The sequence below is a fragment of the Brucella sp. GW823-FHT04E01 genome (genome assembly GCF_058796175.1).
In genome coordinates this window covers 314,991-331,487 of the sequence record NZ_JBXAIK010000004.1, presented here as the reverse complement: position 1 = coordinate 331,487, position 16,497 = coordinate 314,991, and the positions used below count along the sequence as shown (strand labels likewise).

The window sequence follows — 16,497 nt, the reverse complement described above, 5'->3', positions numbered from 1 at the left end:
TGATCAGCCTCTCCAGTGCAGGACGCAGACAAGTGTGAAAAGCCGCCGTGCCGTGTTGAAATCAACCTCGATCTTGCCCTGCAGCCTGTTCTGGAGCGTCTGCGATCCTTCATTGTGCAGGCCGCGCCGTCCCATGTCGATTGCTTCGATCTTGCTTGGTGTGGCCGACCGGATCGCCTGATAATAGCTTTCACAAATCATGAAATAATCCCGCACGACGCGCCGTAAGGGCGTGAGCGAGAGAATATGAGTTGCGACGTCTTCACCGGCCTCCCGGGTGATGGCGAAGATCAGTCGCGATTCCATCAGCGAAAGCTTGAGACGGTACGGCCCTCCCGTGTCGTCTCCGATCGGGTGGAAGGAATTTTCTTCGATGAGGTCAAAAATGGCTACCGCACGTTCATGCTCGACGTCAGGCGTCGAGCGCCCGATGGATTCATCGAGCTCGACGTCAACAAGGCGCGCATTTGGAACAGCGGCAGTCATGTCACCTCATAGATTCAGCCGGATAGCGACAGACTGCGCGTGTGCGTCAAGGCCTTCGGCGCGGGCAATCTCGATTGCCGCAGGTCCGAGCACGCGCAGTTGATCAGGGCCGAGTTTGAGAAGCGACGTGCGTTTCATGTAGTCGAGAACCGACAAGCCGGACGAAAAGCGCGCCGAGCGCGCCGTTGGCAGAACGTGGTTACAGCCGCCGACATAATCGCCGATCACTTCCGGCGTATAGCCGCCGATGAAGATCGATCCCGCATTACGGATTTTGGGCAGCAATGCTTCCGGATCGGCCGTAGCGATTTCCAGATGCTCGGCTGCAATGCGATTGGCAAGCGGAATGGCTGCCTCGAAATCCTCGACCAGAATAACCGCGCCGAAATCACGCCAGCTCGCGGCGGCAGTTTGCGCGCGCGGGAGATTGCGGAGCTGTCGTTCGACAGCTTCTTCGACAGCTAGAGCAAGAGCCTCATCATTGGTCATAAGGATCGATTGCGCAGCGGTATCGTGCTCCGCTTGAGCAAGGAGGTCAGCGGCGATCCAGTCGGGATTGTTGTCCTTGTCAGCGATGACCAGCACTTCTGATGGCCCGGCGATCATGTCGATGCCAACCGTGCCGAAGACGATACGTTTGGCCGCCGCAACATAGGCGTTGCCGGGGCCGACGATCTTGGCAACCGGACTAATTGTTTCGGTGCCATAGGCGAGGGCTGCGATAGCCTGTGCGCCGCCGACACGATAAATCTCGGAAACGCCAGCCAGACGTGCTGCCACCAGAACCAATGGATTGAGAATGCCGTCAGGTGCTGGAACCACCATGACAATGCGCTCTACACCTGCCACCTTGGCTGGAACAGCGTTCATCAATACGGAACTTGGGTAGCTTGCCGTGCCGCCCGGAACATAGAGCCCCACAGCTTCGATAGCGGTCCAGCGCGAACCGAGCTCAACGCCAAGCGCATCCGTATAACGATCATCTTTCGGCAATTGCCGCGCGTGGTGTTTCTCGATGCGCTCGTGAGCAAGCTTCAGCGCTTCGATCGTCGATGCCGGGGCTATGTCGAATGCGGCATCGATTTCAGCTTCAGTGACCGCAATTCCCGTTTTTTCGAGATCGATCCGGTCAAAGCGTCGGGAATAGTCGATGAGCGCACTGTCACCTTCACGACGCACCCGTTCAACGATCTCGCGGGCCGCACGATCGACATCCTCGGACGCCTCGCGTTTGCTGGCCAGAAATGTCGCGAAATTATTCTCGAAATCGGGATCGGTTTGTCTGAGCGTCTTGACCACGCTTCTGTTCCTTCAAATATGCTTTGCCAGACTGGCGTCTGGCTGACGAAAGACGGTTTTGTATAACCCTCTCTTATGCCAGGGTGCTAAGATGCTGACGCTATCCAAGCCCTGAAAATGCTCAATCGCCACACAGGCTTTCCAAATCTCGATGATTCAGCTCATCAAGGTTTGGTATTAGACGTTATGGCGAGGAAGTGATTCTGTTTCCCATGCCGCGCCAAGGTCCGTCATTTGCGCTTCGATACATTCCACTTCAAGACGGATAGCCGCATTTGCCGAGAAAGTCAGTTCTATTGTTCCGGCAGGTGTTTCACCGGCCGTGAACTGAATGGCCATCAGGGAAAGCACTTCATCCGGTTTCTGGCGGTCAATACCGACTGCCTTGGCTGCGATCACACGGTTGAAGTGCAGAGCGGTGCGCCTGCGCTGGTATTGCGGCTTGCGCAGGAACTTCGGTTTGCTTTCTTCCCAGACAAAACGGTTTGCAGTGAGAACGAAGCGCTTCTCGTTCCCGAGATACTGAAGGTCGGATACTTTCAAAACTGCGTCCTGAAGATGAGCGGACAGGACCTGCAAATCCTCCTCATCCAGCGCCACAAGCTTCAACATCTCCATACTCCAGCACCACTTTCCGTTGTCGGTTAATAACTGCTCCCAACAGGCAGAAAATCAATCACCCGCTCGGCCGATTATCAACTTGGCATGTCAAAACAAAAAAATCGACAGGCTTTTCAAGCCTGTCGCCCTTCGATTGGAATCTTTAGCGTAGCACAAGAAAAAGCCGGAGCGATGAATGTCACTCCGGCTTGGTCAGATCAGCCACTGATACGTTCTACTGTCGCGCCGCAGCGTGACAGTTTTTCTTCCAGGCGCTCAAAGCCGCGATCCAGATGATACACGCGGTTGACCATGGTTTCGCCCTCAGCAGCAAGGCCAGCGATCACAAGCGAAACCGAAGCCCGAAGATCCGTTGCCATCACCTGCGCGCCTTTGAGGCGTTCTACGCCTTCGACGGTTGCAGTCTGGCCGGACAGAGAAATCTTTGCGCCAAGACGTGCCAGCTCCTGCACGTGCATGAAGCGATTTTCAAAAATGGTTTCCGTGATGCGCGAGGTGCCCTTGGCCTTGGTCATCAGGCCCATGAACTGCGCCTGCAAGTCAGTCGGGAAACCGGGGAAAGGATCCGTGGTAACGTCGACGGGATGGATACCATGACCGTTACGGACAACGCGGAGACCGCTATTGGTTTCGGTGATTTCAGCTCCTGCCTGTCGCAGCGTTTCGAGAGCGGCTGAAAGCTGGCTTTCCTGAGCACCTTCCAGAAGCACATCGCCGCCGGTCATGGCGACGGCCATGGCATAGGTGCCGGCTTCGATACGGTCTGGAATAACACGAACGCGCGCACCCGACAGGTTGGTGACCCCATCGATATGGATAGTGCTGGTTCCGGCGCCGGTGATCTTGGCGCCCATTGCATTAAGGCAGTCGGCGAGATTGACGACTTCCGGTTCGCGGGCAGCATTCTCGATGACGGTTTCGCCCTTGGCGAGGGCTGCTGCCATCAGCATGACATGGGTCGCGCCGACGGAGACCTTCGGAAACTTATAGCGTGCGCCGACGAGACCGTTCCTGGCTTTCGCCTTGGCGTAGCCGTTTTCGATTTCGATGTCGGCTCCAAGAGCTAATAAGGCTTCGAGGAGAAGGTCGACCGGGCGTGTCCCGATAGCGCAGCCGCCCGGCAGGGAAACATTTGCTTCGCCCATGCGGGCGAGAAGCGGCGCAATAACCCAGAAACTCGCACGCATCTTGGATACGAGTTCATAGGGTGCAGTGGTGGTGACGATATTACGGGCAGTAAAATGGATCGTACGCGAATAGGCCCCATCCTGATGTTCGCGGCGTCCGTTAACCGAATAATCCACGCCGTGATTGCTGAGGATGCGGATCAACTGTTCGACGTCAGCCAGATGCGGCACATTTTCGAGCGTCAGCGTATCGTCGGTCAGAAGCGAGGCGATCATCAACGGCAGAGCGGCGTTTTTTGCGCCGGAGATTGGAATGATGCCGTTGAGCTTGTTGCCACCAACGATTTTGATGCGATCCATGCTGTGTCACCTTCTGGGCCGATACCTTGCCCGATAAATTTTCACCAAATCCGGCAGCCCTTACGGCGCGGTGGCGTTGCGTCATGAAATTACGAGTCTTGCGGCCAAATTACGTCAAATACGAATCACAATAGGACGACATCGCTGCGAAGAACAGAAATGAGCTTTTACCGCAGAGCCCCCCTATCTTCAAGGAAGGCTTTGTTGTTGCGATTCTCAGTCGGTATCGTCACTGGCGGCGGTGATGCCGTCGTTTCGTTCATCCGCTTCGCCTGCGCGACGTGATCTGGATTGTGCTTTGCGGCGCATCAGATTCGCGCGCAACTCCTCAGCCCGGCGCTTTTTGCGCTGGTCCGATTGGGTTTGTTTCTCTTTGTTGGTCGTATTTTCGCTCATGGCGGTCTTCTACTACGGGAAAAAGGGCCGGAAAAGCTGCTTTCAAATGCGCGTCCGGCAGATTTCCACATTATGTGAAAAGAAATGCAATTGCTTGCTTGCGATTTGCGTAATGATGTGGCAGAAGTCCGCCGCACTCAAGAGATTGCTGCGGTAGCTCAGTGGTAGAGCACTCCCTTGGTAAGGGAGAGGTCGAGAGTTCAATCCTCTCTCGCAGCACCATTATTTTCCAATAAAATCCAGAAACTGGCTTTGCCGTGCTTTCGTTAAAGCACGTTTCGATCTGACCGGATCAGATCGGCGCTCTAATCATTTGTTGTTACGCGCATCTTTTCCGAAAACCGTTTCACACTTTTCGGGATGCGCTCTAATGGAAAGTGCGTGTGGTTGCTGATTTGAGATCAGTTCACGCGGGGTTCAATCTCATTGAGCCGCTTTTCTTTCGCCACCAGTCTTTTCGATGTATACTGTTCGCCAGACCGTCAGGCGTAGCCCGACGAATTGGCGTCACGAAATCGGATTTATCCGGTGACCGGTTGAAAAAGCCAGAAATTGCGTGCAGGCCATGTCCTGACCGTTTCCTTGCCGTCAGGACTGCTTAATCCGCAGGAGGAGCGTCATGGCACAGTTTCATGTTGTTGCAGGTCGAGACCAATCAGCCTTTTATCCCGAAGTTAAGCGCATTCGCATGGCAGATGTATTTGATGCCCTGCGTCTGGGCTTCGACGACTTCTGGGCAAAGCCATCGCATTACGTTTTCCTTTGCCTCATATACCCGCTGGCGGGGTTGTTCATCACTTACTGGAGCACGAACGCAAACGCGTTACCGCTCTTGTTTCCCCTGATGTCCGGCTTTGCCTTGATCGGGCCAATTGCTGCGCTGCCGCTTTATGAGATGAGCCGCCGCCGTGAAGAAGGGTTGGATACATCCTGGAAACGTGCGCTCGATGTGAGCCATTCACCGGCATTGCCGTCCATCGTGGCTGTCGGTGCTTTTCTGTTCGCAATCTTTATTGTCTGGCTGCTGGTGGCTCAAAATCTCTATGTTCACTATTTCGGGCCGATGCCGCCCGAGAGCTTCTCAATGTTGATGAATCAGGTGTCGTCAACGGAAGAGGGACGCAGTCTGATTTTTGCCGGTTGTGGCATTGGTTTGCTTTTTGCAATCGTTGTCCTGTGCTCGACGATTGTGACTTTCCCGATGCTGCTTGATCAGGATTGCGGCGCTGCGGCAGCGGTTGCGACATCGTTGCGTGTTGTCATGCGCAACCCCATGGAATCGCTGCTCTGGGCTGCAATCGTAACCGCGATGCTGATCGTCGGTTTTGCCACGATGTTTGCCGGGTTGGCGGTAGTAATACCCATCCTTGGGCATGCAACCTGGCATCTCTATCGAAAGACGGTCACGCACCCGGCGGCAATGCGTATTTGACCGGGGAACTGATCGATAAATCCCATCCGAAACATTGCTTCGGGTGGGATTGCCGTGGCTTTTGATGAAACATTTTCAAGCTTTCCAATATGTGGCGGCGTCCTGCCGCACCCCCACCCCCCTTTATTCTGCGGTCAGTTCTGCTTTAGAAGAGCAAGACGAGATTCGCGCAGATGATAATAAATAACAATAAGTTAGCGGAGCTCTCCTCGCAGCGCGTCAACGGGCTGGGTGGGCTTTCGATACATTTCAAGGACGGGCGTTCGCGCATTTCCAGGCTTTACCAGGAAGGCGCAGCCAAGATCCGCATGCCGCAGGTCGGAGGCGATCCGCTGGAAGCAATCCTGATCAACACATCAGGAGGGCTGACGGGCGGTGACCGACTGCAATGGGATGTGGAGCTTGGCGAAAACGCTTCGGCTGTCATTACCACGCAGGCCTGTGAGCGTATCTATCGCTCAGGGGGCGGCGGGGCACGCATTGCCACGCGTTTGAAGGCTGCAAAAGGCACGCGTCTTGCTTGGCTTCCGCAGGAAACCATTCTGTTCAATCAATCCGTGTTGTCACGAACGCTGGATGTCGAGCTGGAGGAGGGGGCGGAAATCCTGGTGGTGGAGGCGACTATATTCGGGCGCCTTGCCATGGGTGAGCGGGTTGATGAAGCGATGTTCAGTGATCGTTGGCGTGTGCGGTTGGGTGGGCGGCCCGATGGGAGGCTTGTGCATGCCGAAGAGTTTCGGCTGGGACCGGATATTGGGGCTGAATTGCAAGCCCGTCCGGTGGCAGATGCGGCCTGTGCAGTCGCCACCGTGCTTCTGATTTCAGGGGAGGCCGGGAAACATCTGGAAGCTGCCCGGCAGATCATTGGAGAGGAGGGCGGTGCCAGCCTCTGGCAGGTTGGTCCTGCAACCAAACTGATGATGCGACTTCACGCGCCGGATAGTTACACCTTGCGCAAACGTCTGGGGCCATTGCTTGCCCTGCTTAACGGTAAGGCAGGACTGCCCAAAGTTTGGACATTTTGAGTTCGCGGCAATCCCGCCGCTTTTAACGCCAGCGGAATGCATACCGCTTTGAAAGTATGAAGTTTGGAACGAAGTCATGAATTTGACGCCCAGGGAAAAAGACAAGCTTTTGATCGCCATGGCCGCCATGGTTGCCCGCCGCCGTCTGGAGCGCGGGGTAAAACTCAATCATCCGGAAACGATCGCACTGATAAGCGATTTTGTCGTTGAAGGTGCCCGCGATGGGCGCACGGTTGCCGATCTGATGGAAGCAGGCGCGCACGTCATCACCCGTGAACAGGTGATGGATGGTGTGCCCGAAATGATCCACGACATTCAGGTCGAAGCCACATTTCCCGATGGCACAAAGCTCGTCACCGTGCACGAGCCGATCCGCTGATTTTCAGGTTTCGCCGAGGCGAACCTGTTTTTTGAAAGGTACGATAATGAAGAAGACTACGGTCCTTGCCGCAGTGGCAATGGCGCTCACCGCAAGCCCTGCCTTTGCCCATCTTAACCCGGCCGAACACGGCTCATTCGCGGCGGGCTTCACGCATCCGCTCTCCGGCGCGGACCATATCCTGGCGATGGTTGCGGTCGGGCTTTGGGCCGCCATGCTGGGTGGACGGGCACTCTTCGTCGTGCCAGCAGCATTTGTCGGTGTGATGCTGCTTGGCTTTGTGGCGGCACTTCTGGGCATGCCACTGCCCTTTGTTGAGCCGGTCATTCTGGCTTCGGTGGTCGTGCTTGGTCTTATGGTGGCGCTTGCCTTCCCTGTCACTCCGGTTGTTGGTGCACTTATTGCCGGCTTCTTCGCCTTCTTTCACGGTCATGCACACGGCGGGGAAATCGGAGGCGCGACATTCCTCTCCTATGCGGCTGGATTTGCGCTTGCGACCGCACTGCTACACGCCGCTGGCATGGGTGTCGGCCTTGCCGCAGGACGGCTTATGGCGGGCAAGAATGGCAAAATTGCTTTGCGTATGGCCGGTGGCGCTACCGCACTTGGCGGCCTGATGCTGATGGCCGGGTGAGGTGTGACATGATCCCCGGCGAAATTATTACGCAGGACGGCGATATAGAACTCAATCAGGGGCAACCCACCATCACGATCAAGGTCGCCAATACCGGCGACCGACCCATCCAGGTCGGCAGCCATTTTCATTTTTACGAAGTGAATGCGGCCCTTTCTTTCGAACGCGACAAGGCGCTCGGACAGCGGCTGGATATTGCAGCCGGAACTGCCGTGCGCTTCGAGCCCGGTCAGGAACGCGACGTGACATTGGTTCCCGTGAGCGGCAAGCGCGAGATCTACGGATTTCGCCAGATGGTCATGGGAAAGCTTTAGAACAGGTGACGGAGACATTTCATGCCAGCCAGAATTAGTCGCGCCACCTATGCGCAAATGTTCGGCCCTACTGTTGGCGATAAGGTGCGTCTCGCCGATACGGAACTGTTTATCGAAGTCGAACGGGACCTCACCACCTATGGCGAAGAGGTGAAGTTTGGCGGAGGGAAGGTTATCCGTGACGGTATGGGACAAAGCCAGATGTCGCGCGCCGACGGTGCGATGGATACAGTCATTACCAATGCTCTGATCCTCGATCATACCGGCATCTACAAGGCCGATGTGGGGCTTTGCGACGGGCGTATCGCGGTGATCGGAAAGGCCGGAAATCCGGATACGCAGCCCGGCGTTTCGATCATCATCGGACCCGGTACGGAGATTATCGCGGGTGAAGGCAAGATCCTCACGGCGGGCGGTATCGACACGCATATCCATTTCATCTCACCGCAACAGGTGGATGAAGCACTTAATGCAGGCATCACCTGCATGGTGGGTGGCGGCACCGGACCTGCCCATGGCACGCTTGCAACCACATGCACGCCGGGGCCGTGGCATATAGCCCGGCTGATCCAGTCATTCGACGGCCTGCCGATGAATATCGGTGTGTTCGGCAAAGGAAACGCTTCACTGCCCGGTGCATTGGAAGAAATGATCCGCGCCGGTGCCTGTGGTTTGAAGTTGCATGAGGACTGGGGTTCGACACCAGCCGCGATCGATAATTGCCTGTCGGTTGCAGACCGGTTCGATGTTCAGGTTGCGATCCACACCGATACGCTGAACGAAGGCGGCTTCGTCGAAGACACGCTCAACGCCTTCAAGGGACGCACGATCCATTCCTTCCATACGGAGGGCGCCGGTGGCGGGCACGCTCCGGATATTATTCGGGTGTGTCAGTATCCGAACGTGTTGCCAGCGTCGACAAACCCGACCCGGCCATACACGGTCAATACGATTGCAGAGCATCTCGACATGCTGATGGTGTGCCATCATCTGTCCCCGGCAATCCCGGAAGATATTGCCTTTGCAGAAAGCCGTATCCGCAAGGAAACCATCGCTGCAGAAGACATTCTCCACGATATGGGAGCGTTCTCCATCATTTCCTCCGACAGTCAGGCGATGGGCCGTGTCGGCGAAATGATCATTCGCTGCTGGCAGACTGCAGACAAGATGAAGAAGCAGCGTGGCAGTCTTCCCGACGACAAGCCCGGAAATGACAATTATCGGGCGCGTCGCTACATTGCGAAATACACCATCAACCCTGCCATCGCCCATGGCATGGCGCATGAAATCGGTTCGGTGGAAGTGGGCAAGCGCGCCGATCTCGTTTTGTGGAATCCTGCTTTCTTCGGCATCAAGCCGGAGATGGTTCTGCTTGGTGGCTGGATCGCAACCGCGCCGATGGGGGACCCGAATGGCTCAATTCCAACGCCGCAACCGATGCATTATCGTCCGATGTTCGGCTCGTTTGGAAAAGCCCGCACCAATACGTCCATTACATTTGTTTCGCAGGCCGCAATGGATGAGGGGCTTCGAGAGAAGATTGGGGTGGACAAGCAGATGATTGCAGTGGCCAATACCAGAGGCGGTATCGGCAAACATTCCATGATCCTCAACAATGCGATGCCGCAAATGGAAGTTGACCCGGAAACCTATGAGGTGCGCGCAGATGGCGAACTTCTGACCTGCGAGCCCGTCGACGTCGTGCCAATGGCGCAACGCTACTTCATGTTCTGATCTTGAAAGGCAAAAAAATGTTTCGTGCCACTGCCATTATTCGTGCGGATAAGGTGATCGATGCCGTGCCTGCGGGCCATGCCGTTCTCGAACGTGATGAACGTCATTTGCGGCGCAAAGCCATTGTTCTGGAAGGCGGCGAGAAGGTACTCGTCGATTTCGCAGAGCCGGTGGTGCTGGAACACGGTGACCGGCTTGTCCTCGATGACGGACGCGAGATTGAAATCCGCGCCGCAAGCGAGGAACTTTACGAAATCCGCGGGCGTGATCCGCTGCATATTGCCGAACTCACCTGGCATATCGGCAACCGTCACCTCGCGGCCCAGATCGAGAGTGATCGTATCTTCATTCTTCGCGACCATGTCATAAAGGCTATGCTTGAGGGGCTTGGTGCAACAGTCACGGATGTAACGGCAATTTTCAGTCCGCTGCGCGGTGCTTATTCTGGCGGCCATTCGCATGATGACCATGACCATGATCATCATCATCATGGTCATCACGAACACGATCATGAACATCATCACCACCACCACGACTGATACCACCACCGCTTTGCTGCGGCTGATGGCCTGGCTGTCGCCCGTCTTTCCGGTCGGGTCGTTCAGCTATAGTCATGGGCTGGAGCGGGCCGTCCATGATGGCTATGTCGCAGACACCGCCACAATGAGCGATTGGCTGCGCTGGCTTGTAACACGTGGCTCCGGCTGGAATGATGCCGTGCTTTGCGCGGAAAGCTGGCGGCGTGCGGTTGCCAAAGGCGATCTTGTTGAAGTTGCAGAATTGGCCGAAGCACTGGCCGGTTCGCGCGAACGTCATATGGAGACGATGCTGCAGGGCGAGGCGTTTCTGGCTGCAGCCCAAAGCTGGTCCAGTTCTGTATTCGACCGCCTGCCAGCCGATTGTCCCTATCCGGTGGCAGTCGGTGCTGTGGCGGGCGCTAACAAAGTATCGCTTGGATTGACACTCGCCGCCTTTCTGCAAGCCTTCTGTATCAATCTTTTGCAGGCATCGATCCGTCTTTCGGTCATGGGGCAGAACGGCGTGACTGCGACAATGTCGGATTTGGAGCCGGTTCTCGCCGAAACAGCGGCGCGAATAGAAAAAACTTCATTGAGTGACCTTGGTTCCGCGACTTACATTAGCGACATCATGGCCATGAAACACGAAACCCAACATTCGAGGCTTTTTCGCACATGACACAGAAAAACGGACCCTTGCGTATCGGCATCGGCGGACCGGTGGGATCGGGAAAGACGACGCTGACCGAAAAGCTTTGCAAAGCGCTGCGTGATAAATACTCGGTCGCCGTGATTACCAACGATATCTACACGCAGGAAGACGCCCTCATTCTGGCGCGTTCTCAGGCTTTGTCCGAAGATCGGATCATGGGCGTCGAAACGGGCGGATGCCCGCATACGGCAATCCGCGAGGATGCCTCCATCAATCTGCAGGCAATTGCCGAAATGAACCGGCGATTTCCCGATCTGGAGATCGTCTTCATCGAATCCGGTGGTGACAATCTCGCTGCTACCTTCTCGCCGGATCTGGCGGACCTGACGCTTTATGTCATCTCTGTTTGTCAGGGTGAGGAAATTCCGCGCAAAGGCGGTCCGGGTATCACACGGTCAGATTTTCTTGTGATCAACAAGAGTGATCTTGCTCCTCATGTGCACGTCGATCTCGATATTATGCAAGGCGATGCGGCTCGCATGCGCGGCAAGCGTCCATTCGGTTTCACCGACCTCCATCGCGGCAAGGGCGTGCCGGAAATCATCGACTTTATCGTTGAGAATGGCGGACTGGAAGCGCGTTGATTACGGCTGGCTGTTGAGCCGTTTGCGGGCCTCCCGTTGTGAGGCCTGCAAATCAATGATTGGTTTGGGATAGGTACTGCCCAACGCAATTCCAGCGCTGGTCAGCACATCCTTGGGGGCCTCAAACGGCTTGTGCAGCCATTTGTTGGACAGGCCTGATAGTTCTGGCACCCAATGCCGGACATATTGTCCTTCGGCATCGAATTTTTCACCCTGCAAGATCGGATTGAACACCCGGAAATAGGGCGCAGCGTCCATGCCGCAGCCTGCCACCCACTGCCAGCTTCCCGGATTGCTGGCGATATCGCCGTCCACGAGCGTATCCCAGAACCATTCTTCACCCTTTCGCCAGTCGATGAGCAGATTCTTGGTGAGAAAAGATGCCACAAGCATTCGCACGCGATTGTGCATCCATCCGGTGGCCCAAAGCTGACGCATACCGGCATCGATGATGGGAAAGCCCGTCTGTCCGCGACGCCATGCTTCGAATGCAGCTCGATCATCGCGCCATGCGATGCCGGACAGTGTGTCACGCATATCGTGTCGACTGATGTCGCGGCGGTGATAGAGCTGGTGATAATTAAAATCGCGCCAGATCAGCTCTGACAGAAACTTTTCACCGCCAGCGCGTGCAGAGTGATGCTCGTCCATAAACGCCAGCGTGGCATACCACGCCTGACGCGCGCTGATTTCACCGAACCGCAAATGAGGTGAAAGTCTTGAAGTTCCGTCGATGCCGGGAACGTCGCGATCCTCGGTATAGGTCGAAAGCGTGCTCTCCAGAAAACGTGGCAGGCAGTCGCGCGCTGCGTCTTCTCCAATATTCCAAAGCCCATCGAACTTTTCCGCCCAGGCAGGAACGTTGGGCGCGTAGTGGGCTTCCTGTGTTGGTTTAACGTTCCATTGCCTGCGCGAAAGCGGGCGGGGAACGTTGTGGAGGCGCAACGCTTTGGCGAAAGGGGTGAAGACCTGATACGGCGTATCGCTGGCCGTCTTGAGCTCCCAGGGCTCAAGAAGAAGATTGCCAGGAAATGAGGTTACACCGGTTCCACTCTCCTTGAGTTGTGACTTCAGTTTTGCATCGAATTCACGTTCCGCCGGTGCGTAGCGACGGTTCCAGAACAGTTCGGTGACGGCCAGTTTCGCGATCAACTGAGGGAGGATATCCCTCGGATCACCGGTCTCGATGAGAAGTTCGATACCACGATCAGCCAGCTGTTTTCTTATCGCTTCAAGGCTCTGATCGAGCCACCACCGCGCCGCGCCGCCGGGCGCCCGAATCTCGGCAACGGTCTCATGAACGTAAACTGCTGTTATATGGCCGCCTGTTTCGGCGGCTGCATCCAGTGCGGGATTGTCGTTGATTCGAAGATCGTTACGCAGCCAGACGAGCGCGTGATGCTTCATGAGAAAAATTCCACTGCAGAAATGTGATGCCGATATGTCGAGCCACATATAGCGGGGCGAGCAAAAACGTCACGAGGTCGGGGGCAGTCATTTTGGGAAATATGCAAAGCAATGCATAAACCGGTTCGTCACGCGCCGAAAAAAATCACTGATTGTTTTGAGAAAAATGGCGCACCCGAAAGGATTCGAACCTCTGACCCCCAGATTCGTAGTCTGGTGCTCTATCCAGCTGAGCTACGGGTGCTTGCCTGTGTGCCGCTCGCTGCGGCGATGGGCGGTTGATAATCGGACGGATCGCTAAATGCAAGCGTCTTCTTAGAAAAAAATGTGGTTCTGTGAAGATTTCTTGTCAGGTCCCACATTTCCGGGCTTTTCGTTCAAAGTTGGCACAACGGTAGATTGCCTAAACACTTTCCTCTGCCCGTTGGGGGCTCCGGTCTCCGCGTTGCATCGGCAATTCGGGGATGCGAATCTCGAAATGTGCCCCAACTGGGCGGTCTTCTCGAAGCTCGATTGTCCCACCATGCGCGCGGATCAGTTCTTGCGCGATGGCAAGCCCAAGACCAGTGCCGTCACTGCGTGTCGATCCCTTGAAAGCCGTGAAAAGATTGTCGCGTGCTTTTTGTGGCAAACCGGGGCCGGTGTCCTCGACACCGATGATTGCCATCGTCCCGATTCTTCCGGCAGAAATCGTGAGTCGCTTGACGGTCGCGTCATCAATGCTCTGATCACGCTCCATGGCTTGCACAGAATTCCGGCAAAGATTGCTCAGCACGCGGAACAACTGCTCTGAATCGACATTGAGTTCGAAATCCTCCGGGACAAGATTCTCGAACTCAACGCTGCTTTCTGACCTGGGGCTCAGGGTTTCCTGAACGTCAGCGATAATTGTGTGCAGCAGAACGCGACGCGGGCGCGGTGGTGCTTCTTGCGAGCGACCATAGGCCATGACGCTTTCGGAATAGCTGATCGCGCGGCTGAGAGTGCGGATAAGTTTGGGTGCAAACCGCTGCACCATTGGGTCTTCGGTATCGGCAAGCCGGTCAGACATCAACTGCGCTGAGGCCAGAATATTGCGCATGTCGTGGTTGATTTTGGAGACGGCGAGGCCAAGATCGGCGAGATGTTTCTGTTCTTTGAGCGTTCTCTGAAGGTCGCTCTGAATATGCGATATCTGACGCTGGGCCACGCCGAATTCGTCCTTGCGGTTTTCTGGCACAAGGATCAGCGCGGGATTGTCAGGGGATGAGGCGAAATCGATCATGTTGCGATGCATGATACGCACCGGCCGCAACAGCATTTCGTGAATGATCAGGTAAATCAGGCTCGCCGCTATGACTGAAATGATGAGCGAGATAAAAGTCACGTTGCGCGCATAGACGAGCATAGCGTGTCGGAGGGGTGCATCCGAGGTCACGATTTCAATAATACGTCCCGGAGAACTGGATGGCGAAACCGAACCATAGATTCGTAGCGTTCTGTCTCCGCCGTTGAACAAGGTTCCGAATGCGTCCCATATGGCAGCTGCTTCGCTGATATTGTTGAGATCAATGACCTGGTCAATCTTGCCGGGTACTTCCGACATGGCGAGCAGACGCGAAGCACCGGCTTCACGCATGGCTATGGCTTTCGTACCGGTTGCCAGAAGTACCTTGTCCTGAATGTCACGCGGCACATCCATATCGCCGCCTGCGGCGAGAACCTCGCTGACCGCGCCCACCGTATCAAGTCTCGAACTCATCCAGCGCACGCGCATATTGGCAACAGACGGGACGAAGATCAGAACTTCGGTGATCAGCACGGCAAGTGCGGTCAAGAGCAATAGCTTGCTCGAAAGCCGGTTTCGCCAGGGTAAACGTGTGAACTGGGTTGACGAGAGCCGTTCCGTGGTCGCAGTTTGGGAGGCCGCTTCAGGGGAAGGCGTGCCCGTATCTGTGGTCTTTTCAACAACCGCCATAGCCTGTGCTTCCAACGCGAGGTGAACCGGCCTAATCGCCGCAGTGCCTCAACCTGTGTGCCATCGAAACGCAATACATAAAGGTAGCCTCCTATATATGGAGCCGATCGATAAATCCAACAGCCTTTGTTCAATCGGTTAAGAACGCACCCGCTCCCGGGATCTCTGCGAGCAGTATTACCGAAATTTAACTCGACGCCTTGAGATCGTGCGTGCAAAGTCTTGGTTGGAAAAATCCATGCATCCTGATGGGTTGCATGATTTGCGCAATGTGAAGGCAATCATCATTCTGATACTATTTGCTGGCATTTTCCGCGCCCGACAAATTGGTTTCGAAAACGAGGGCCGTCAGGTGACGGTAGGCCTTGCCGGAGAGCTGAATGAAATCCTGGAAGCAGATTGCCTTGTGCCTGCTCATAGCTGCGGCTGCCGTTGGCGGCTGGTATGCCTATAAGAACAAGAATGATGTGGTGAAGACCGCAGCAACGGGCGAGGAAGCGCCGAAAGGCGAAGGCGGGCGATCCGCACCACTCGTTGTTGTCGAGGCCGCCGGCGAAGAGACCATCAACAACCGTTTGACGGCTATCGGTTCGGCACGGGCTCTCAGCACCGTGTCGATAACCCCGTACTCCAGCGGTTACATGACGAAGCTTTACGTCAAGGCGGGCGATAGCGTGAAGGAAGGCGACTCGATTGCCGAACTTGACGCCGAGACGGAAAAGATCGCTGTCGCTAAGGCCGAGACGGCGTTGAAGGATGCGCAGACGACACGCCAGCGCATTGCAAAATTGCGAGCGACGAACACCGCAACTGAAGTTCAGGTGGTTGAGACTGAGCTGGCGGTCGCCAATGCGCAGCTTGCTTTGCAGGACGCGCAGCTCGCCTTGAGCCGTCGCACGGTTCGTGCGCCAATCTCCGGTATTGTTGGTATTCTTCCTGTCAATGTGGGTAACTACATTACCGCACAGACTTCCATCGGTCGTATCGATGACCGGTCGAAAGTGCTGATCGATATATGGGTGCCAGAACGCTTCGCACCGCAAATCAAGGTTGGCCAGCCGTTGACAGCGGAATCGACCGCTTTCCCGGGTGAGACCTATAGCGGCGAGATCAACGCGGTTGACAATATGCTGGATGAAGCCAGCCGTACGCTGCATGTTCGCGCAGAAGTGCCGAACACGCAGGATCGTCTGCGCGCGGGCATGTCGTTCTCCGTCACGGTTCTCTTTCCGGGTGATCGCTATCCCTCTGTCGACCCGCTGGCCATTCAATGGGGGGCTGACGGTTCCTATGTGTGGCGTGTTGAGGACGGTGTCGCCAAGAGAATTGTCGCGCGTATCGTTCAGCGCAATTCAACCAACATTCTCATCGATGGTCCGGTGAAGCAGGGCGACATGATCGTTACGCAAGGTGTTCAAACCGTGCGCGATGATGCGCCTGTACGTGTAAAGGACGAGCAGGGTACGGCACTGGCTGATCCTGTTTCGATAACACGTACTGCAGGATGAGGGT

Annotated in this window: 17 protein-coding genes and 2 tRNA genes; 11 read left to right on the top strand and 8 right to left on the bottom strand. The window is 55.8% G+C overall.

Annotated features, from left to right (window positions below; translation table 11 throughout):
- Window positions 1-3: 3 nt before the first annotated feature.
- The 5 genes from AC1RHM_RS16740 to AC1RHM_RS16720 all read right to left on the bottom strand — a co-directional run bounded on the left by AC1RHM_RS16740 (window position 4) and on the right by AC1RHM_RS16720 (window position 4,289).
- Entirely contained in the window at window positions 4-486 is a 483-nt protein-coding gene (locus AC1RHM_RS16740; RefSeq protein WP_010658095.1) for a UPF0262 family protein, read from the bottom strand.
- A 6-nt stretch (window positions 487-492) separates the two neighbouring features.
- The gene (gene hisD / locus AC1RHM_RS16735; protein ID WP_011982501.1) at window positions 493-1,785 is read right to left on the bottom strand and encodes a histidinol dehydrogenase; all 1,293 of its coding nucleotides are present in this window, start codon (window positions 1,783-1,785) and stop codon (window positions 493-495) included.
- 177 nt (window positions 1,786-1,962) lie between these two features.
- Window positions 1,963-2,403, bottom strand: coding sequence for a DUF2948 family protein (locus tag AC1RHM_RS16730; RefSeq protein ID WP_010658097.1), 441 nt, complete (start codon window positions 2,401-2,403; stop codon window positions 1,963-1,965).
- A gap of 200 nt (window positions 2,404-2,603) precedes the next feature.
- Window positions 2,604-3,893, bottom strand: a complete 1,290-nt coding sequence (gene murA, locus AC1RHM_RS16725) for a UDP-N-acetylglucosamine 1-carboxyvinyltransferase (RefSeq protein ID WP_010658098.1) — start codon at window positions 3,891-3,893, stop codon at window positions 2,604-2,606.
- A gap of 216 nt (window positions 3,894-4,109) precedes the next feature.
- Window positions 4,110-4,289 (bottom strand): hypothetical protein, encoded by a 180-nt coding sequence (locus AC1RHM_RS16720; protein WP_010658099.1) that lies wholly within the window; start codon window positions 4,287-4,289, stop codon window positions 4,110-4,112.
- Window positions 4,290-4,436: 147 nt separating this feature from the next.
- Here AC1RHM_RS16720 and AC1RHM_RS16715 point away from each other — a divergent pair.
- The 10 genes from AC1RHM_RS16715 (at window position 4,437) to ureG (ending at window position 11,621) form a co-directional block, all read left to right on the top strand.
- Window positions 4,437-4,511 (top strand) — tRNA-Thr (locus tag AC1RHM_RS16715).
- A 397-nt stretch (window positions 4,512-4,908) separates the two neighbouring features.
- A complete protein-coding gene (locus tag AC1RHM_RS16710; protein ID WP_151576466.1) occupies window positions 4,909-5,721 on the top strand; it encodes a DUF2189 domain-containing protein in 813 nt (270 codons plus the stop codon).
- Between the two features lie 173 nt (window positions 5,722-5,894).
- On the top strand, window positions 5,895-6,746 hold the full coding sequence (locus tag AC1RHM_RS16705; protein ID WP_151576467.1) for an urease accessory protein UreD: 852 nt from the start codon (window positions 5,895-5,897) through the stop codon (window positions 6,744-6,746).
- Window positions 6,747-6,822: 76 nt separating this feature from the next.
- Window positions 6,823-7,125, top strand: a complete 303-nt coding sequence (locus AC1RHM_RS16700; RefSeq protein WP_010658102.1) for an urease subunit gamma — start codon at window positions 6,823-6,825, stop codon at window positions 7,123-7,125.
- 46 nt (window positions 7,126-7,171) lie between these two features.
- Window positions 7,172-7,759: a HupE/UreJ family protein gene (locus AC1RHM_RS16695; RefSeq protein ID WP_151576468.1), complete on the top strand. Its 588-nt coding sequence runs from the start codon at window positions 7,172-7,174 to the stop codon at window positions 7,757-7,759.
- Window positions 7,760-7,767: 8 nt separating this feature from the next.
- Window positions 7,768-8,073: an urease subunit beta gene (locus AC1RHM_RS16690; RefSeq protein WP_010658104.1), complete on the top strand. Its 306-nt coding sequence runs from the start codon at window positions 7,768-7,770 to the stop codon at window positions 8,071-8,073.
- A gap of 21 nt (window positions 8,074-8,094) precedes the next feature.
- Window positions 8,095-9,807 carry an urease subunit alpha gene (gene ureC / locus AC1RHM_RS16685; protein ID WP_151576469.1) on the top strand — a complete coding sequence of 571 codons (1,713 nt, stop codon included), beginning with the start codon at window positions 8,095-8,097 and terminating at the stop codon, window positions 9,805-9,807.
- 17 nt (window positions 9,808-9,824) lie between these two features.
- Window positions 9,825-10,346: an urease accessory protein UreE gene (ureE, locus tag AC1RHM_RS16680; RefSeq protein ID WP_151576470.1), complete on the top strand. Its 522-nt coding sequence runs from the start codon at window positions 9,825-9,827 to the stop codon at window positions 10,344-10,346.
- Window positions 10,318-11,004: an urease accessory protein UreF gene (locus AC1RHM_RS16675; protein ID WP_010658107.1), complete on the top strand. Its 687-nt coding sequence runs from the start codon at window positions 10,318-10,320 to the stop codon at window positions 11,002-11,004. The genes ureE and AC1RHM_RS16675 overlap by 29 nt, the downstream gene beginning before the upstream one ends.
- Window positions 11,001-11,621, top strand: coding sequence for an urease accessory protein UreG (ureG, locus tag AC1RHM_RS16670; protein WP_010658108.1), 621 nt, complete (start codon window positions 11,001-11,003; stop codon window positions 11,619-11,621). The genes AC1RHM_RS16675 and ureG overlap by 4 nt, the downstream gene beginning before the upstream one ends.
- On the opposite strand, the gene AC1RHM_RS16665 is transcribed toward ureG, so the two are convergent.
- From AC1RHM_RS16665 to AC1RHM_RS16655, 3 genes are all read right to left on the bottom strand, one after another.
- Window positions 11,622-13,028 carry a cryptochrome/photolyase family protein gene (locus tag AC1RHM_RS16665; RefSeq protein WP_010658109.1) on the bottom strand — a complete coding sequence of 469 codons (1,407 nt, stop codon included), beginning with the start codon at window positions 13,026-13,028 and terminating at the stop codon, window positions 11,622-11,624.
- Between the two features lie 167 nt (window positions 13,029-13,195).
- Window positions 13,196-13,272, bottom strand: a tRNA-Arg gene (locus AC1RHM_RS16660).
- A gap of 159 nt (window positions 13,273-13,431) precedes the next feature.
- Window positions 13,432-14,985 carry a sensor histidine kinase gene (locus AC1RHM_RS16655; protein WP_036579983.1) on the bottom strand — a complete coding sequence of 518 codons (1,554 nt, stop codon included), beginning with the start codon at window positions 14,983-14,985 and terminating at the stop codon, window positions 13,432-13,434.
- Between the two features lie 380 nt (window positions 14,986-15,365).
- Between AC1RHM_RS16655 and AC1RHM_RS16650 the strand changes: the two genes are divergently transcribed.
- Window positions 15,366-16,493, top strand: a complete 1,128-nt coding sequence (locus tag AC1RHM_RS16650; RefSeq protein WP_010658164.1) for an efflux RND transporter periplasmic adaptor subunit — start codon at window positions 15,366-15,368, stop codon at window positions 16,491-16,493.
- The last annotated feature ends 4 nt before the right edge of the window (window positions 16,494-16,497 follow it).